The organism is Pseudomonas nitroreducens (genome assembly GCF_024170165.1).
Taxonomy (GTDB): domain Bacteria; phylum Pseudomonadota; class Gammaproteobacteria; order Pseudomonadales; family Pseudomonadaceae; genus Pseudomonas; species Pseudomonas nitroreducens_C.
The window spans coordinates 315,514-332,132 of the sequence record NZ_JALJXP010000004.1; the positions used below are offsets into that span (position 1 = coordinate 315,514).

At 66.6% G+C, this 16,619-nt stretch carries 15 protein-coding genes; 5 read left to right on the plus strand and 10 right to left on the minus strand.

Annotated features, from left to right (window positions below; genetic code table 11):
- Nucleotides 1–54: 54 nt before the first annotated feature.
- The 7 genes from hflX to J2T47_RS10860 form a co-directional block, all read right to left on the minus strand.
- The gene (gene hflX, locus J2T47_RS10830) at nt 55–1,356 is read right to left on the minus strand and encodes a ribosome rescue GTPase HflX (RefSeq protein WP_253445857.1); all 1,302 of its coding nucleotides are present in this window, start codon (nt 1,354–1,356) and stop codon (nt 55–57) included.
- Between the two features lie 12 nt (nt 1,357–1,368).
- On the minus strand, nt 1,369–1,617 hold the full coding sequence (gene hfq / locus J2T47_RS10835) for an RNA chaperone Hfq (RefSeq protein ID WP_017520393.1): 249 nt from the start codon (nt 1,615–1,617) through the stop codon (nt 1,369–1,371).
- A 106-nt stretch (nt 1,618–1,723) separates the two neighbouring features.
- Entirely contained in the window at nt 1,724–2,686 is a 963-nt protein-coding gene (miaA, locus tag J2T47_RS10840) for a tRNA (adenosine(37)-N6)-dimethylallyltransferase MiaA (protein WP_253445860.1), read from the minus strand.
- Between the two features lie 78 nt (nt 2,687–2,764).
- Nucleotides 2,765–4,672 (minus strand): DNA mismatch repair endonuclease MutL, encoded by a 1,908-nt coding sequence (mutL, locus tag J2T47_RS10845; RefSeq protein WP_253445863.1) that lies wholly within the window; start codon nt 4,670–4,672, stop codon nt 2,765–2,767.
- Nucleotides 4,669–6,099, minus strand: a complete 1,431-nt coding sequence (gene amiB / locus J2T47_RS10850; RefSeq protein ID WP_081515529.1) for an N-acetylmuramoyl-L-alanine amidase AmiB — start codon at nt 6,097–6,099, stop codon at nt 4,669–4,671. Before amiB ends, mutL begins: the two co-directional genes overlap by 4 nt.
- 7 nt (nt 6,100–6,106) lie before the next feature.
- On the minus strand, nt 6,107–6,574 hold the full coding sequence (tsaE, locus tag J2T47_RS10855) for a tRNA (adenosine(37)-N6)-threonylcarbamoyltransferase complex ATPase subunit type 1 TsaE (protein ID WP_253445866.1): 468 nt from the start codon (nt 6,572–6,574) through the stop codon (nt 6,107–6,109).
- Nucleotides 6,562–8,058, minus strand: a complete 1,497-nt coding sequence (locus J2T47_RS10860) for an NAD(P)H-hydrate dehydratase (protein WP_253445870.1) — start codon at nt 8,056–8,058, stop codon at nt 6,562–6,564. Before J2T47_RS10860 ends, tsaE begins: the two co-directional genes overlap by 13 nt.
- A 104-nt stretch (nt 8,059–8,162) precedes the next feature.
- On the opposite strand from J2T47_RS10860, the gene queG reads away from it, so the two are divergent.
- Entirely contained in the window at nt 8,163–9,230 is a 1,068-nt protein-coding gene (gene queG, locus J2T47_RS10865; protein WP_253445873.1) for a tRNA epoxyqueuosine(34) reductase QueG, read from the plus strand.
- Nucleotides 9,231–9,323: 93 nt separating this feature from the next.
- Here the strand turns inward: queG and orn are convergent, their stop codons facing one another.
- Nucleotides 9,324–9,866, minus strand: a complete 543-nt coding sequence (orn, locus tag J2T47_RS10870) for an oligoribonuclease (RefSeq protein WP_024764319.1) — start codon at nt 9,864–9,866, stop codon at nt 9,324–9,326.
- Between the two features lie 89 nt (nt 9,867–9,955).
- Between orn and rsgA the strand changes: the two genes are divergently transcribed.
- Entirely contained in the window at nt 9,956–10,987 is a 1,032-nt protein-coding gene (gene rsgA, locus J2T47_RS10875) for a small ribosomal subunit biogenesis GTPase RsgA (RefSeq protein ID WP_253445876.1), read from the plus strand.
- A gap of 206 nt (nt 10,988–11,193) precedes the next feature.
- Here rsgA and motB read toward each other — a convergent pair whose 3' ends face one another.
- Together motB and motA are read right to left on the minus strand one after the other, a co-directional pair.
- Nucleotides 11,194–12,261, minus strand: coding sequence for a flagellar motor protein MotB (gene motB, locus J2T47_RS10880; protein ID WP_253445879.1), 1,068 nt, complete (start codon nt 12,259–12,261; stop codon nt 11,194–11,196).
- 15 nt (nt 12,262–12,276) lie between these two features.
- On the minus strand, nt 12,277–13,128 hold the full coding sequence (motA, locus tag J2T47_RS10885; protein ID WP_253445882.1) for a flagellar motor stator protein MotA: 852 nt from the start codon (nt 13,126–13,128) through the stop codon (nt 12,277–12,279).
- 121 nt (nt 13,129–13,249) lie between these two features.
- On the opposite strand from motA, the gene J2T47_RS10890 reads away from it, so the two are divergent.
- From J2T47_RS10890 to asd, 3 genes are all read left to right on the plus strand, one after another.
- Nucleotides 13,250–14,773 carry an HDOD domain-containing protein gene (locus J2T47_RS10890; RefSeq protein ID WP_253445885.1) on the plus strand — a complete coding sequence of 508 codons (1,524 nt, stop codon included), beginning with the start codon at nt 13,250–13,252 and terminating at the stop codon, nt 14,771–14,773.
- Between the two features lie 115 nt (nt 14,774–14,888).
- A complete protein-coding gene (gene rhdA / locus J2T47_RS10895) occupies nt 14,889–15,704 on the plus strand; it encodes a thiosulfate sulfurtransferase (RefSeq protein WP_253445888.1) in 816 nt (271 codons plus the stop codon).
- 3 nt (nt 15,705–15,707) lie between these two features.
- Nucleotides 15,708–16,577, plus strand: a complete 870-nt coding sequence (gene asd / locus J2T47_RS10900) for an archaetidylserine decarboxylase (RefSeq protein ID WP_253445891.1) — start codon at nt 15,708–15,710, stop codon at nt 16,575–16,577.
- Nucleotides 16,578–16,619 lie beyond the last annotated feature (42 nt).

Consider the following 16,619-nt stretch of genomic DNA (forward strand, 5'->3'; position numbering starts at 1 on the left):
GCCCACCTATGCTACCGAATGCCCCTTACCCTGCCAAAAACAGTGTGCCGGGCTTTATTGCAAAGTGTGTTGCGCAATGAACTCCGCCGGCTGCCAGCCTTCGCGGCTCACCATGCGGTTCAACTCGACACGCGGCAGGCGGACCTGCAAAACGGCGCGTCCCTGTTCGTCGTGATCCTCCGACTGTACCGCACCCAGCTCGAAGAACTGAGCACGAAGTCGCCCAAGGCGCTGTGGCAGGCAGAGTGTTCCAACGAACATGTCCTCCCCCAGCAACTCGGAAATCGCCTGCTCCAGCAACTCCAGGCCGCGCGACTCGCGGGCCGACAGCCAGACGCGGACCGGCTTGCCCAGCTCGTCGCGCTGGATCATCGGCTGCAAGTCCGGCAGCAGGTCGATCTTGTTGTACACCTCGAGCATCGGCAACTCGTTCGCGCCGATCTCCTTCAGCACCGCCAGCACCTGCTCGATCTGCGCATCGCGATCCGGCTCGTGGGAGTCGATCACATGCAGCAGCAGATCGGAGTTGCTGGATTCTTCCAAGGTAGCCCGAAACGCCTCCACCAGCTTGTGCGGCAGGTGACGAATGAAGCCCACGGTGTCAGCCAGCACGATCGGCCCGACGTCATCCAGCTCCAGGCGGCGCAGGGTCGGGTCGAGGGTGGCGAACAGCTGGTCGGCCGCATAGACCTCGGAGGTAGTCAGCGCATTGAACAGCGTGGACTTGCCGGCGTTGGTGTAGCCCACCAGGGAAACCGCCGGAATCTCCGCACGGCGACGGCCGCGACGAGCCTGCTCGCGCTGGCTGCGCACCTTTTCCAGGCGGGACTTGATCTGGCGGATGCGCCCACGCAGCAGACGACGGTCGGTTTCCAGCTGGGTTTCACCCGGGCCACGCAGGCCGATACCGCCTTTCTGGCGTTCAAGGTGAGTCCAGCCGCGCACCAGACGCGTGCTCATGTGTTCCAGCTGGGCGAGCTCTACCTGCAGCTTGCCCTCATGGGTACGGGCACGCTGGGCGAAGATGTCGAGGATCAGACCCGTACGATCGAGCACGCGGCATTCGAGCGCTCGCTCGAGGTTGCGCTCCTGGCTCGGCGTGAGGGTGTGATTGAAGATGATCAGCTCGACCTTCTCGGCGTGGACGAGGTCGTGCAACTCTTCGACCTTGCCGCTGCCGATCAGGTACTTGGCTGAGGGCTGATGGCGCGAAATGCTGACGAAAGCAACCGCTTCCGCGCCTGCCGAACGGGCCAGCTCCTGGAATTCCTGCGGGTCTTCGCGCGCCTCGGGGTCCTGACCTTCCAGATGGACCAGAATGGCCCGTTCCCCACCACCCGGGCGCTCAAAGAACAAGGCGGACTCCCGTCAAACGTTGCCCGGCTCGGCCGGTTGATCACCGGTGGGCAGGCGCACGGGGCGGCTGGGTACCACGGTGGAGATAGCGTGCTTGTAGACCATCTGGCTGACAGTGTTCTTCAGCAGGATGACGAACTGGTCGAAGGATTCGATCTGACCCTGCAGCTTGATGCCGTTGACCAGGTAGATGGAAACCGGAACGCGTTCTTTGCGCAGGGTATTGAGGTAAGGGTCTTGTAGCGAATGCCCTTTTGACATATGCCGCACTCCTTGTAAGGGTAAAAAACTGATTTAGTAGTAGTCGAATTTGGCTTAACGCCGTCCTGAACCCCAAGGATAGACGGCCGGAATTAAGGTCTCGAGCCTATATGGAGACCGCCTCAAAGTATTTCAAGGCACGCGGCAAATTGTCGCTTGCCTGACTGTCCAACCAGTGTAGATCGCTCCAGCTGCGGAGCCAGGTGAACTGGCGCTTGGCCAGCTGCCGCGTGGCGATGACGCCGCGCTCCACCATCTCAGCGTAGGACAGTTTGCCATCGAGGTAATCCCATACCTGTCGGTAACCCACCGCTCTTATGGACGGCAGCCCCACGTGCAAGTCACTCCTTGCGCGAAGGCGTTCGACCTCGGCGATGAAGCCCTGTTCCAGCATCTGGTCAAAACGTTGCGCGATACGCTCGTGCAACACCTGGCGCTGCAGAGGCGCGATAGCCAGATGAGCCACAGTATACGGTAATTGTCCACCGCCTTGCGCGCCGAGACCCGCATTTTCACTCGCCTGGCGAAGGCGGTGTGCAGTCATCGACATACCGCTTACGCGGTATACCTCCAGGGCCCGGACCAGTCGCTGAGGATCATTGGGGTGGATCCGCGCAGCCGACTCCGGATCGACGCGGGCCAGCTCTTCATGCAGGGCGCCCCAGCCTTCGGCGGCAGCCCAGGCTTCCAGTTCAGCACGCACGACGGGGTCGGCGCCGGGCATGTCGGCCAGGCCTTCCAGCAACGCCTTGAAATACAACATGGTACCGCCGACCAGCAGCGGAATCTTTCCGGCCGCTGTGATCTCCGCCATGGCTGCCAGGGCGTCGGCGCGGAATTCCGCCGCCGAATAAGCTTCGCTGGGGTCGCGGATGTCGATCAGGCGATGCGGGAATTCCTCCAGCACCTCGCGAGGCGGCTTGGCGGTGCCAATGTCCATGCCACGGTAGATCAGCGCCGAATCCACGCTGATCAGTTCCACCGGCAGCAGGCGCGCCAGCTCCAGCGCCAGGTCGGTCTTGCCGGCGGCGGTGGGGCCCATGAGGAATATCGCGGGAGGCAGGGACATCGGGAGCTCGTTACTGCGGACTGCTGAATCGATTGGCGTGCAGTTTACTGCACTTTCCTGAACGCAAGCTTACGAAAATCAACGCCCGCGCAGGAACAGCTTGTCCAGTTCGTCGAGCCCCAGCTGGGTCCAGGTCGGACGACCATGGTTGCACTGACCGCTGCGCTCGGTCACTTCCATGTCGCGCAGCAGGCCGTTCATCTCCGGCAGGGTCAGGCGGCGGTTGGCGCGCACGGCGCCATGGCAGGCCATGGTGCCGAGCAGCTCGTTGAGGTGCGCCTGAATACGGTCGCTGGTGCCGTATTCCAGCAGGTCGGCGAGCACGTCGCGCACCAGCTGGGTGGCCTCCGCTTGCTTGAGCAGCGCGGGAATCTGACGGATCGCCAGGCTTTCCGGGCCGAGCCGCTGCAGTTCGAAGCCCAGTTTCGAGAACCAGCTGCCGTGCTCCTCGGCGCAGTCCGCCTCGCGCTCGCTGACGGCGATGGACTCGGGCACCAGCAGCGGCTGGCCACGCAGGCCTTCGCTGGCCATCGCGGTTTTCAGACGTTCGTACATGATCCGTTCGTGGGCGGCGTGCATATCCACCAGCACCAGACCGTGGGCGTTCTCCGAGAGGATGTAGATGCCCTTGAGCTGCGCCAGGGCATAGCCCAGCGGCGGCACGTCCTGGCTGCTTTCCGGCAGCGCCTGCGGCGCCTGGTCGGGCAGCGGGGCGAAGTAGGCCTTGTAGGCGCCCTGGGCCTCCTGGACCGGCGGCATTTCCGGACGGTTCGGCTGGTAGCTGTAGCCACCACCACCGCCACCGGAGCTGCCGGAAGCCGGGCTCGGCTGCCAGGCGCGGGCGGCGGCCGGGGCCTCCAGCACGGTCTCGGACAGGCGCATTTCACCCTGCGGGCCGAACTCGCCGGCTTCCGCGCCGGTAGGACGCGGCACGGTCAGGGTGGTCGCTCCCGGCGGCGCCAGCTGGTCGTCCGGGCGCACTTCCGCCAGCGCCCGGTGCAGGGTGCCATAGAGGAAGTCGTGGACCATGCGGCTGTCGCGGAAGCGCACCTCATGCTTGGTCGGGTGGACGTTGACGTCCACCACCGACGGATCGACCTCGAAGAACAGCACGAAGGTCGGATGCCGGCCGTTGTACAGCACGTCGCGATAAGCCTGGCGCACCGCGTGGGCGACCAGCTTGTCGCGCACCATGCGGCCGTTCACGTAGAAGTACTGCAGGTCCGGCTGGCTGCGCGAGAAGGTCGGCAGGCCGACCCAGCCCCACAGGTGCAGGCCGTTGCGCTCCACTTCGATGGGCATGGCCTGCTCGAGGAAGCCGGAGCTGCACACGGCGCCCACGCGGCGGGCGCGCGAAGCTTCGTCCTTGGCTTCATGCAGCGAGAGGATGGTCTTGCCGTTGTGGCGCAGGTGGAAAGCCACGTCGAAGCGCGCCAGCGCCAGACGCTTGATGACTTCCTGCAGATGATCGAATTCGGTCTTCTCGGCACGCAGGAACTTGCGCCGCGCCGGGGTGTTGAAGAACAGGTCGCGCACTTCGATGCTGGTGCCCACCGGATGGGCCGCCGGCTTCACGGTGGACTCCATGTCACGGCCCTCGACCTCCACCTGCCAGGCCTGCTCGGCGTCGGCGGTGCGGGAAGTCAGGGTCAGACGCGAGACGGAGCTGATCGACGCCAGCGCTTCGCCCCGGAACCCGAGGCTCATCACCCGTTCCAGGTCTTCCAGTTCGCGGATCTTGCTGGTGGCATGGCGCGCCAGGGCCAGCGGCAGGTCGTCCGCCGGGATGCCACTGCCATCGTCACGCACGCGCAGCAGCTTGACGCCGCCCTGCTCGACTTCGATGTCGATGCGTTTGGCACCGGCGTCCAGGCAGTTTTCCAGCAGTTCCTTGATGACCGACGCGGGGCGCTCGACCACTTCGCCGGCAGCGATCTGGTTCGCCAGCCGCGGGGTGAGCAGCTGGATACGGCGAGCGTCAGTCATTGCTGCGACGCCAGGGAGGTGCCCGGAATCTTCAGCACCTGGCCGATCTTCAGCTCATCGCTCTTGAGCGAGTTGGCGCTGCGGATCGAGGCCGTGCTGACGTCAAAGCGGCTGGCAACCATCGCCAGACTGTCACCACTGCGCACCACGTATTCACGCGGGCCGGAAGCCAGCTGGCCGCCGTCACGCAGCGAGGCGATGTAGGTGCCCGGCGGCGGGGTCTGCACGAAATACTGGCGCACGCCGGCGGCGATGGAACGCGCCAGCGCCTGCTGGTGCGAACCGCTGGCCAGCTTGGCGGATTCGTTCGGGTTGGAGATGAAGCCGGTTTCCACCAGGATCGACGGAATATCCGGGGACTTCAGCACCATGAAGCCGGCCTGCTCGACGCGGCGCTTGTGCAGCGGGGTGACGCGGCCGACGCTGGTCAGCACCTTGTGGCCGACGTCCAGGCTGGAGGACATGGTGGCGGTCATCGACAGGTCGAGCAGCACGCCGGCAAGCATCTTGTCCTTGTCGTCGAGGTTCACGCCGCCGTCGCCGCCGATGAGGTCGGAACGGTTTTCCGTGTCCGCCAGCCAGCGCGCGGTCTCGGAGGTGGCGCCACGGTCGGACAGGGCGAACACCGAGGCACCGAAGGCACTGCGGCTGGGCGCAGCGTCGGCGTGGATCGAGACGAACAAATCCGCGCCCTTCTTGCGGGCGATCACGGTGCGGTTGCGCAGCGGGATGAAGTAGTCGCCGGTGCGCGTCAGTTCGGCGCGGAAGCCCTTCATCTGGTTGATCTGCCGCTGCAGTTCGCGGGCGATCGACAGGGTGATGTTCTTCTCATGCAGGCCGTTCGGGCCGAGGGCGCCGGGGTCTTCGCCGCCGTGGCCGGCGTCGATGGCGATCACCACGTCGCGCTTGCCGCCGCTGCTGGGCGCGGGAATCTTCGCCACCGACTGCGCAGGGCTGACCGGCGTGGCGGGCACGCTGGGCGTCGGGGTCGCGGGGACATCCGGGGCTATATCGGCGCCCTGGTCATACAGGTCGACGACCAGGCGATTGCCGTACTGCTGGTTCGGCGGCAGCACGAAGCTCTTGGGCGTGACCGCATTCTTCAGGTCCAGCACCAGGCGCAGGTCGGTGGGCGAACGCTGGGCAGAGCGCATCGCGGTAATCGGCGTGTTGTTCAGCTTGAGCTTGTCGAGGGCGGCGGACATCTGCGCGCCGTTGATGTCGACGACGATGCGGTTGGGCGCACTCAGGGTGAACAGACTGTGCTGCACGGGACCGGACAGATCGAACACCAGGCGTGTGTTGTCCGGCGCGCGCCAGATGCGCACGCTCTTGATTTGCGTGGCAGCAGAAACCTCGCCGGCAAAGAATGCCAGCAGAACGGACACCCCGATAAACAACGCCCGAAGGCGCAACCCCCAACCCATCTTTTTTCTATGCTCCCGTGGCCAGGGCGGCACACCAGGCTTCGCCCCGTGTTCCGTGCGGGTCGAGGCGCAGCATGCGTCCGCCCGCATGCGGAACAATGGTAATGTCCATGTCGGCCTTTGGCAAAATGCCTTTGCCGCGCTCCGCCCATTCGATCAGGCACAAGGCATCGCCTTCGAAGTAGTCGCGGATGCCGAGGAACTCCAGTTCCTCCGGGTCGGCGAGGCGGTAGAGGTCGAAGTGGAAGGCGCGCAGATCGCCGATTTCGTAGGGCTCGACCAGGGTGAAGGTCGGACTTTTTACCGATCCGCCATGGCCCAATCCCCGCAGAATGCCGCGCGACAGCGTGGTCTTGCCCGCGCCCAGGTCGCCATGCAGGTAGATCACCCCGTTTCCGACGGTCGCTTCGGCAATCCGCCGACCGAGATCGACCATGGCCTCTTCGCCGTCGGCGAACAGATTCAGTTCAGGCATGGGGACAGCTCCTCGAGCAACTGACGAACGGCAGGAATCAGATCAGCGGCAGCCAGGCCGCGCCCTTGCGCGCCGAGCGATTCGCCGGCGCGCGCATGCAGCCAGACCGCCAGGCAGGCGGCATCACGAGTGGACATGCCCTGCGCCAACAGTGCGCCGAGAATGCCGCTGAGCACATCGCCCAGGCCAGCGCCTGCCATGGCCGGATGTCCGTGGCTGCACAGCGCGAGCTGACCATCCGGGGAGGCGACCAGACTACCCACACCCTTGAGCACCACCACGGCCTGATAGCGCTGCGCCAAAGCATGTGCGGCTTTCGGCCGATCGGCCTGGACTTCGGCAGTGGAAATGCCCAGCAGACGCGCCGCTTCTGCCGGATGGGGCGTGATCACCCAGTCGCCGGACGGCCGCGCGACCAGACCTTCAGCCAGAAGATTGAGCGCATCGGCGTCCCACACCTGCCGGCGCTCCAGACTCGCGGCGGCGCTGACCAGCACACGCCCCCAGGCTTCGCGGCCGACACCAGGGCCGACCACCAGCACATCGGCGCGCTCGGCGAGGCGCAGCAGTTCAGCGGAAGAAGAGACACCGCGCGCCATCAGCTCGGGCCGACGCGCCAGTGCAGCGGGTACGTGGCCGACACGGGTAGCCAGGGACACCAGCCCGGCGCCGCAGCGCAGCGCACTCTCGGCGGCCAGCAGCACGGCGCCGCCCATGCCGGTATCGCCACCGATCACCAGCGCATGGCCGAACTGGCCCTTGTGCGCAGCCTTCGGGCGCGCGGCCAGGCGAGCCAGCGATGCCGGAGCGAGACGGCGCGCCGCGCCATCGGCAGCAATCAGCGCGGGATCGGCATCGAGTCCGTCGAACACCAGTTCGCCGCAGTGATCGGGGCCATTGCCGGTGAACAGTCCGAGCTTGAGGCCGATGAAGGTCACGGTCAGCTCGGCATTCACCGCACAGCCCAGCACTTGCCCGGTATCGGCGCTGAGGCCGGAAGGAATGTCCACGGCCAGCACAGGCAGGCCGCTGGCGTTGATCGCAGCGATGGCCGAGGCGTAAGGCTCGCGCACCTCGCCACCCAGGCCGGTGCCCAGCAGTGCGTCCACCAGCACACCGCGCAGCTCGGCGCGATCACTCCAGGCCTCGATATCCACGCCGACCGAACGCGCTTCGCCATGGGCCGAGGCGGCGTCACCGGACAGACGGGAAGCATCGCCCACCGCCAGCACGCGCACGCGCCAGCCGGCGCGCAGGGCCAGGGCGGCGATCAGGTAGCCGTCGCCGGCGTTGTTGCCGTGGCCGGCCAGCACGGTGACCTCACCGGCATCCGGCCATTGCCGACGCAGGGCGCGCCAAGCGGCGTGGGCAGCGCGGCGCATCAGCTCAAAGCCGGGCGTGCCGGCGGCGATCAGGCGTGCGTCGAGGTCGCGCACCTGCTGGGCGCTGTAGAGGTTCAGGGGCAGATTGTCTTGGGCAGTCATCGCGGTTCCGGGCGGCAGAACGTGTCGCCTTGGCGTACGGACGGGCCGACGCCGGCAAGGTCTGGCAGAATTATACGCACCCGGACTTCCCTTTCTCGCCTTCCATGCACGATTCGACACTCGACTATGCCGACCTCGCCCTCTCCATCAAGGACTGGGGGCGCGAACTCGGCTTCCAGCAGGCCGGCATCAGCGGGCTCGACCTCGAGGCCCACGGCGAGCACCTGCAACGCTGGCTGGAGGCGGGCTACCACGGCGAGATGGACTACATGGGCGCCCACGGCAGCAAGCGCTGGCGGCCGGACGAACTGGTGCCCGGCACCCTGCGGGTGGTGTCGCTGCGCATGGATTACCTGCCCGGCGACACGCGCATGGCGCAGGTCCTGGGCGACCCGGAGAAGGCCTATGTGTCGCGCTATGCCCTGGGCCGCGACTACCACAAGCTGATCCGCAAGCGCCTGCAGCAACTGGCCGAACGCATCCAGCAGCGGATCGGACCGTTCGGCTTCCGCGCCTTCGTCGACAGCGCGCCGGTGCTGGAGAAGGCCATCGCCGAGCAATCGGGCCTGGGCTGGATCGGCAAGAACACCCTGGTGCTGAACCGCAAGGCGGGCAGCTACTTCTTCCTCGGGGAGCTGTTCACCGACCTGCCGCTGCCGGTGGACGAGCCGCACGGCACGGAGCACTGCGGGCGCTGCTCGGCCTGCATGGACATCTGCCCCACCGCAGCCTTCGTGGCGCCCTACGTGCTGGACGCGCGGCGCTGCATTTCCTACCTGACCATCGAATTGAAGGGCCCGATCCCCGAAGACCTGCGCCCGCTGATCGGCAACCGCGTGTTCGGCTGCGACGACTGCCAGATGGTCTGCCCGTGGAACCGCTTCGCCCGCGCCACCGACCAGGGTGACTTCCAGCCGCGCCACAGCCTGGACAACGCTGCCCTGGCGGAGCTGTTTCTGTGGACGGAAGAGGAATTCCTCAGCCGCACCGAGGGTTCGCCGTTAAGGCGCGCCGGTTACGAGCGCTGGCTGCGCAACCTGGCCGTAGGGCTGGGCAATGCGCCGTCGACCATCCCGGTGATCGAAGCGCTGCGCGCGCGGCGGGAGTTCCCGTCGGAACTGGTGCGCGAGCACGTGGAATGGGCGCTGGCACGCCACCACGTCGAAATCTGAAGCTTTTCGTAGGAGCGAGCTTGCTCGCGAACAGCCCCGCAACAGGGTTTGTTCGCGAGCAAGCTCGCTCCTGCAAGAGCAGAATTGCGCCGCTTATACCTTGATGAAATGCTCGCGGTAGTAGCGCAACTCGGCGATGGACTCGCGGATGTCGTCCAGGGCCAGGTGGGTGTTGCCCTTCTTGAAGCCGTCACGCACCGACGGCGCCCAGCGCGCGGCCAGTTCCTTGAGGGTGGAGACGTCCAGGTTGCGGTAGTGGAAGTAGCCTTCCAGCTTCGGCATGTGGCGATAGAGGAAGCGGCGGTCCTGGCAGATGCTGTTGCCGCAGATCGGCGAACTGCGCTTGGGCACCCACTTTTCCAGGAAGGCGATGGTCATCGCTTCGGCTTCGGCTGCCGAGATGGTGCTTTCGCGCACGCGCTGGGTCAGGCCGGACTGGCCGTGCTGACGGGTGTTCCACTCATCCATGCCGGCGAGCAGCTCCTCGCTCTGGTGCACGGCGATCACCGGGCCTTCCTCGAGGATGTTCAGGTCGCTGTCGGTGACGATGGTCGCCATCTCGATGATGACGTCCTTGTCCGGGTCCAGCCCGGTCATTTCCAGGTCGATCCAGATCAGGTTCTGTGGGTTCTGCATGATGGGGCTCCTCAGCTCAGCCCTCTAGTTTAGCGGGAAGCGGGCGCGCGCATGCTAAACTGCGGCGCGATTTTCCCTGTGGATACCCTATGGCCAAGCGTCACCTCACCCGCCGGCAGAGCTGGCGGATCGAAAAAGTCCAGGAAGAACGCGCTGCCCGCGCGGCGAAGCGCGAGTCGCGCGCCCTGGAAGAACTGGAAGGCGGCGACCTCGGCCCGGAACAGACCGGCCAGGTGATCGCCCACTTCGGTGTGCAGGTGGAAGTCGAGGCCCAGGACGGCGACGCCGCCGGCCAGGTATTCCGCTGCCACCTGCGCGCCAACCTGCCGCCGCTGGTGACGGGCGACCAGGTGGTGTGGCGCCCGGGCAACCAGGGCATCGGCGTGATCGTCGCGCAGCTGCCGCGCACCTCCGAGCTGCGCCGCCCGGACATGCGCGGCGTGCTCAAGCCGGTGGCGGCCAACGTCGACCGCATCGTCATCGTCTTCGCCCCGCGCCCCGAGCCCCACGCCAACCTGATCGACCGCTACCTGGTGGCCGCCGAGCATGCCGGCATCAAGCCATTGCTGCTGCTGAACAAGGCCGACCTGATCGACGAGGAGAACGCCCCCTTCCTCGACTCGCTGCTGGGTACCTACCGCGAGCTGGGCTACCCGCTGCTGGAGGTTTCGGCCGCCAACGGCCTGGCGCTGGACGCCCTGCGCGCCGCGCTGAATGAGCACGTCAGTGTGTTCGTCGGCCAGTCGGGCGTGGGCAAGTCGTCGCTGGTCAACGCCTTGCTGCCGGGCGTCGACACCCGCGTCGGCGACCTCTCGGAAGTCACCGGCAAGGGCACCCACACCACCACCACCGCGCGGCTGTTCCACTTCCCCGCCGGCGGCGACCTGATCGACTCCCCCGGCATCCGCGAATTCGGCCTCGGCCATGTCAGCCGCGATGACGTGGAAGCGGGCTTCATCGAATTCCACGACCTGCTTGGCCACTGCCGCTTCCGCGACTGCAAGCACGACCGCGAGCCGGGCTGCGCGCTGCTCAAGGCACTGGAAGACGGGCGCGTCTCGCCGCAGCGCATGGCCAGCTACCGGCACATCCTCGCGAGCCTGCCGGAAGACGAGTATTGATTGACGGATGACGCCTTGGCGTTATCCGCTGCGCGCCCTTGCTCAACCTGTAGGAGCGAGCTTGCTCGCGAACCCGCTTGATACCGCATCGCTCCGGCGAACAGCGTTCGCGAGCAAGCTCGCTCCCACGAAGAGCCAGCTCGCCCACCCAGGGCGCGTCAGCCTCAAAGAAAAGGCCAGCTATTCAGCTGGCCTTTTTGCGTTTGTCACTGCTGCCTGTTCAGCTCATCGAGCTTCAGCGTACCGCCGTCGTCGAACAGGTTGAGCTTCTGCTTGAGCTGGTCCGGCGGTAGCGGGTCGCCCTGCCCGGCTGCCGGCTTGGCCGGCGCGCCATTGGGCACAGCCGGTGCGGCGGCGCCCGGAGCTGGCGCAGCGGCGCCGTCGGCAGGCTTCTCGGCGCCGCCGTCCTGCCCTTCGATGGCGCGCTGGGCCTTCTTGGTCAGGACGATGATGTCGATGCGGCGGTTCACCGGGTTCAGCGGCTTGTCGCGATCGAACAGCGCCGAGGAGGCATAGCCGACCACGCGGGCGATCTGCTCTTCCGGGTAGCCGCCGGCTTCCAGCGCACGACGCGCAGCATTGGCGCGATTGGCCGAGAGTTCCCAGTTGCCGAATTCGCCATTGCCCGCGTAGGGCTTGGCGTCGGTGTGGCCACTGATGCTGATCTTGTTCGGCACCTGCTGGATGGTCTCGGCCAGCGCCAGCAGGATGTCCTCGAAGTACGGCTGCAGACGCGCGCTGCCCAGGTCGAACATCGGCCGGTTGTCCGAGTCGACGATCTGGATGCGCAGGCCGTCCTGGGTGATCTCGAAGAGAATCTGGTCCTTGAAGCGTTTCAGGGTCGGGTTCTCGTCGACCTTGTTCTGCAGTTCCTGCAGCAGCAGTTCGAGGCGTTCCTTCTCGACCTTCTCGGCGATGTTCTCGGCCTGTTGCTCGTTGACCTTGGCGTTCTCGTCCGGGTTGATCCGCGTCTCGTCGGCGTCCGGCTGGGCCTGGATCTGCGGGTTCAGGGTCTTGTCCGGCGCCGGCGTCGGCGTACCGCCCAGGTCGATGACGTAGGGGCTGGCACTCTCGGTGAAGCCGATGGGGTCCTGGAAGTAGCCGGAGATGGCCTTCTTCTGCTCTGGCGTGGCCGAAGACAGCAGCCAGAGCACGAGGAAGAACGCCATCATGGCGGTGGCGAAGTCGGCGAAGGCGATCTTCCAGCCACCGCCATGGTGGCCGGCAGCGTAGCGCTTGACGCGCTTGACGATGATCGGCTGGTTGTTATCCATGCGTCAGACGACCTATCAGCGACCGCGAACGGCCTGCTCCAGCTCGCTGAAGCTCGGGCGGTGCGCCGGCAACAGCACCTTGCGGCCGAACTCCACCGCCAGCGACGGCGGCATGCCGGAGGCGGAAGCCACCAGGCAGGCCTTGATCGACTCGTAGAGGTTCAGCTCTTCCTTGGCGTCATGCTCCAGGGCATTGGCCAGCGGGCCGACGAAGCCGTAGGCGGCGAGAATACCGAGGAAGGTACCCACCAGCGCCGCGGCGACATGGTGGCCGATCTCGGCCTGGCTGCCCTGGCCAAGCAGGGACATGGTGATCACGATACCCAGTACCGCGGCGACGATACCGAAACCCGGCAGGCCGTCGGCAACGCGGGTCACGGCGTGGGACGGGTGTTCGAGTTCTTCCTTCAGGCTGCCCAGTTCCATGTCGAACAGGCCTTCCAGCTCGTGGGGCGCCATGTTGCCGGAGGACATGATGCGCAGGTAGTCGCAGACGTACGCGGTCATGCGTTCGTCCTTGAGCACCGCGGGGTACTTGCTGAAGATCGGGCTGGCGGCCGGGTCTTCGACGTCGGCCTCGATGGCCATCATGCCTTCGCGGCGGCTCTTGTTGAGCACCTCGTAGAGCATGCCCAGCACTTCCAGGTAGAAGGTGTGGGTGAAGCGGTTGCCGAACATCTTCGGCGCCTTCTTCAGCACGGTCATGAAAGTGCTGCCAGGGTTGGCCTGGAGGAAGGCGCCCAATGCCGCGCCGCCGATGATCAGCACTTCGAACGGCTGAATGATGGCCGCGACCTTGCCGCCGGAGAGCATGTAGCCGCCGAGCACGCTACCCAGAATGACGATGATGCCGATGATTTTTGCCATGGGGACCGGACTGAAACTGTGAACAGAATGAGAGGCACGATTCCCGCCTCTCTGTTGTTATCGGAGATTTCGGGCAAGACTATAGGCCGAAAACACTAAAAACCAGTTCGGCGCCTCTCGCATGTCCAAGCAAATGCTTCAACCAGAGCGTCTCAAGGCCTGGCTTACCCAGCTGGAAGACCTGCCTTTGCCGGTTCCGCTGGAGCAGCGCGACGACATTCGCCGGGTGCTGAACGATAGCCGGCGCTCGATCCGCGACATCGCCGACCTGCTGCAGGACGCGCCAACACTGGCTTTCGCCATCCTGCGCGAAGCCAACCGCGCGCCGAGCGCGAAGGACAATCCGGCGGAAAGCCTGGAAGTCGCCCTCAACCGCCTGGGCCTGAGTCGTGCCAGCCAGTTGCTCGAACGCCTGCCGGCGGTGCCCGAGGCGCAGATGCCACGCGCCCTGAACCAGTTGCTGCTGATCAGCCGTCACGCCATGCAGCAGGCCAGCGGCCTGTTCGCCAACCGCCTGGCGCGGCTCTGGCAGGAAATCCACTGGGGCAGCCTGTTCACCCTGGCGCCGCTGTGGGCGCTGGCCACCGCCCGCCCCGAACTGATGGAAAACTGGCAGCGCCAGGTCTACGGCCTGGGCCGCTGCAGCAGCGAAGTCGAAGAGGAGCTGCTCGGCACCCGCCTGCTGCCGCTGTGCCGCGCGCTGGCCGAGAGCTGGCGACTGCCGGACTGGGTCGGCCAGGGCTACGCCCTGCTCAGCGAGGACAAGCGCCTGCTGGTGCGCGCCCTGCACGTTGCCCATACCGAACACGAACCGCTCGGCCAGCAGCAACGCCTGGACGCCGACCCGGAGCTGCAACGCTGGCTGACCCGCCCGGCCAACACCATTCTGCTGGCCAACAGCATCGCCATGGCCGCGCACCAGTCCTGGGGCGGCGTGCACATGCTGCGCTGGCAGCGCCTGACCAGTCTGTATCTTCAGATGCCGCTGGAGGAGCTGCAGCAGACCGTCCACAGCCTCGCCGCGCAGAGCGCCCGCCGTCACGCCCGCCCGCTGCTCTGGCATCCGGCCGAGGCACTGCTCTGGCCCTGGGAAGCACGCCGCTGGCTGAACGGGCCGAAAGCCGAGGAGCCGGCCAAGGCGCCGGACACCCTGGCCGACTGGCGCCAGCACTGCACTCGCCTGATGCAGACGCCCAGCCCGTTCGGCAACGCCGTGCAGTTGCTCGACTGCGCCAGCGACGCGCTGCAGGCCTGCGGACTGCAACGCGGCCTGATCCTGCTGGCCGACAAGGCCGGCGGCTGGCTGCAGGCGCGCCGGCACTTCGGCCTGGACGGCGAGATCGGCGACTTCAAGCTGGAAGTCGCCGCCAGCCCGGTACTGCGCAAACTCCTGCAACAACCCGGTCAGTTGCGCCTGGGTCCGGCCAACATGGCCGAGTTCTCGGCGCTGATTCCCGGCTCGCTGAAAGCGCTGCTCCCCAGCGAGCACCTGCTGCTGCGCTCGCTGGGCAACGGCGCGCGGGTGGTCATGCTGGTCGTCTGCGACCGCCACGGCCAGCCGCTGGCAGACCTGCACGCGCAGGCCTTCGGCCGCACCGTGCAGTGCATCGAGCACGCGGTGAAGCAGATGGCGCGGGGTTCCTGATCCGCGAAAGGTTTGCGCCCCGCCGCGTCCCCTTTAAACTAACCGCCCTCACGGGGTAGCCCAGGGCGCCTGCTCACGTTGCCTCCCCCCACCGTTCCCGCCGGGAGACTCCGACATGTCTGCCTTCTCCGCCCTGCCCCTGGTGATCGAACCGGCTGACCTCGCCAGCCGCCTCGACGCCGCCGAACTGATCCTGGTCGACCTGACCAGCGCCGCGCGCTATGCCCAGGGCCACATCCCCGGCGCCCGTTTCGTCGCCCCTGCGCGCACCCAGCTGGGCGGCACGCCGGCACCAGGCCTGCTGCCGGCCAAGGCCGACCTGGAGGCGCTGTTCGGTGAACTGGGCCACAACCCCGACGCCGTCTACGTGGTCTACGACGACGAAGGCGGCGGCTGGGCCGGCCGCTTCATCTGGCTGCTGGACGTGATCGGCCACGACAAGTACCACTACGTCGACGGCGGCCTGCACGCCTGGCTCGCCGATGGCCTGCCGCTCTCCGAAGACGTCCCGGCGCCGGCCGGTGGCCCGCTGCCGCTGACCCTGCACGACGAGCCCACCGCCACCCGCGAATACCTGCAGAGCCGCCTGGGCGCCGCCGACCTGGCCGTCTGGGACGCCCGCAATCCCAGCGAGTACAGCGGCCAGAAAGTCCTCGCCGCCAAGGCCGGCCACGTGCCCGGCGCTGTCAATTTCGAATGGACCGCCGGCATGGACCCGGCCCGCGCCCTGCGCATCCGTACCGATATGCCGCAGATCCTTCAGGACCTGGGCATCACCAAGGACAAGGAAGTGATCACTCACTGCCAGACCCACCATCGTTCCGGCTTCACCTACCTGGTGGCCAAGGCCCTCGGCTATCCGCGGGTCAAGGGTTATGCCGGTTCCTGGTCGGAATGGGGCAACCATCCCGACACCCCCGTAGAGGTTTAAGGAATGTCGTTCAAAGATCGTCTGTTCATCCTCGCCCAGTACCTGCTGCCGCATCACCTGCTGTCGCGCCTGATCGGCTGCGCCGCGGAATGCCGCGCGCCCTGGTTCAAGGACCGCCTGATTCCCTGGTTCGCCCGCCGCTACAAGGTCGACATGCGCGAGGCCCAGGTCGAGGACCTGAGTGCCTACGAGCACTTCAACGCGTTCTTCACGCGCGCCCTGAAAGACGGCGCCCGGCCGCTGGATGAAACCGCCGGCGCGGTGCTCTGCCCCGCCGACGGCGCCATCAGCCAGCTCGGCCCGATCGAGCACGGCCGCGTGTTCCAGGCCAAGGGCCACAGCTACAGCCTGATGGAGCTGCTGGGCGGCGACGCCGAGCGCGCCGCGCCCTTCATGGGTGGCGAGTTCGCCACCGTCTACCTGTCGCCCAAGGACTACCACCGCGTGCATATGCCGCTGGCCGGTACCCTGCGCGAGATGGTCTACGTGCCGGGCCGCCTGTTCTCGGTGAACCAGCTGACCGCCGAGCAGGTGCCGGAGCTGTTCGCCCGCAACGAGCGCGTGGTGTGCCTCTTCGACACCGAGCGCGGCCCGATGGCGGTGGTTCTGGTCGGCGCGATGATCGTCGCCTCCATCGAAACCGTCTGGGCCGGCCTGGTCACTCCGCCCAAGCGCGAGCTGAAGTCCTTCTCCTACGACGAAGCGTCCCGCGCGCCGATCCATCTGGAGAAAGGCGCCGAACTGGGCCGCTTCAAACTGGGCTCCACCGCCATCGTGCTGTTCGGACCGGAGCAGGTCAGCTGGGCGGAAAACCTCGCCGCCACCAGCGCCGTGCGCATGGGCGAGCGCCTGGGTGGCGCGCGCCAGGGCTGACGCCCACTCTGATAAGGCGGGCGGCCAACGAGCCGCCCGCCA

What these genes read in the sequence shown, in the direction of transcription:
- amiB (WP_081515529.1), bottom strand. Translation starts at nt 6,099, where the DNA reads ATGGGTTGGGGGTTGCGCCTTCGGGCGTTGTTTATCGGGGTGTCCGTT.
- motA (WP_253445882.1), bottom strand. Translation starts at nt 13,128, where the DNA reads ATGGCAAAAATCATCGGCATCATCGTCATTCTGGGTAGCGTGCTCGGC.
- mutL (WP_253445863.1), bottom strand. Translation starts at nt 4,672, where the DNA reads ATGACTGACGCTCGCCGTATCCAGCTGCTCACCCCGCGGCTGGCGAAC.
- asd (WP_253445891.1), top strand. Translation starts at nt 15,708, where the DNA reads ATGTCGTTCAAAGATCGTCTGTTCATCCTCGCCCAGTACCTGCTGCCG.
- rhdA (WP_253445888.1), top strand. Translation starts at nt 14,889, where the DNA reads ATGTCTGCCTTCTCCGCCCTGCCCCTGGTGATCGAACCGGCTGACCTC.
- J2T47_RS10890 (WP_253445885.1), top strand. Translation starts at nt 13,250, where the DNA reads ATGTCCAAGCAAATGCTTCAACCAGAGCGTCTCAAGGCCTGGCTTACC.
- motB (WP_253445879.1), bottom strand. Translation starts at nt 12,261, where the DNA reads ATGGATAACAACCAGCCGATCATCGTCAAGCGCGTCAAGCGCTACGCT.
- rsgA (WP_253445876.1), top strand. Translation starts at nt 9,956, where the DNA reads ATGGCCAAGCGTCACCTCACCCGCCGGCAGAGCTGGCGGATCGAAAAA.
- orn (WP_024764319.1), bottom strand. Translation starts at nt 9,866, where the DNA reads ATGCAGAACCCACAGAACCTGATCTGGATCGACCTGGAAATGACCGGG.
- J2T47_RS10860 (WP_253445870.1), bottom strand. Translation starts at nt 8,058, where the DNA reads ATGACTGCCCAAGACAATCTGCCCCTGAACCTCTACAGCGCCCAGCAG.
- hfq (WP_017520393.1), bottom strand. Translation starts at nt 1,617, where the DNA reads ATGTCAAAAGGGCATTCGCTACAAGACCCTTACCTCAATACCCTGCGC.
- tsaE (WP_253445866.1), bottom strand. Translation starts at nt 6,574, where the DNA reads ATGCCTGAACTGAATCTGTTCGCCGACGGCGAAGAGGCCATGGTCGAT.
- queG (WP_253445873.1), top strand. Translation starts at nt 8,163, where the DNA reads ATGCACGATTCGACACTCGACTATGCCGACCTCGCCCTCTCCATCAAG.
- miaA (WP_253445860.1), bottom strand. Translation starts at nt 2,686, where the DNA reads ATGTCCCTGCCTCCCGCGATATTCCTCATGGGCCCCACCGCCGCCGGC.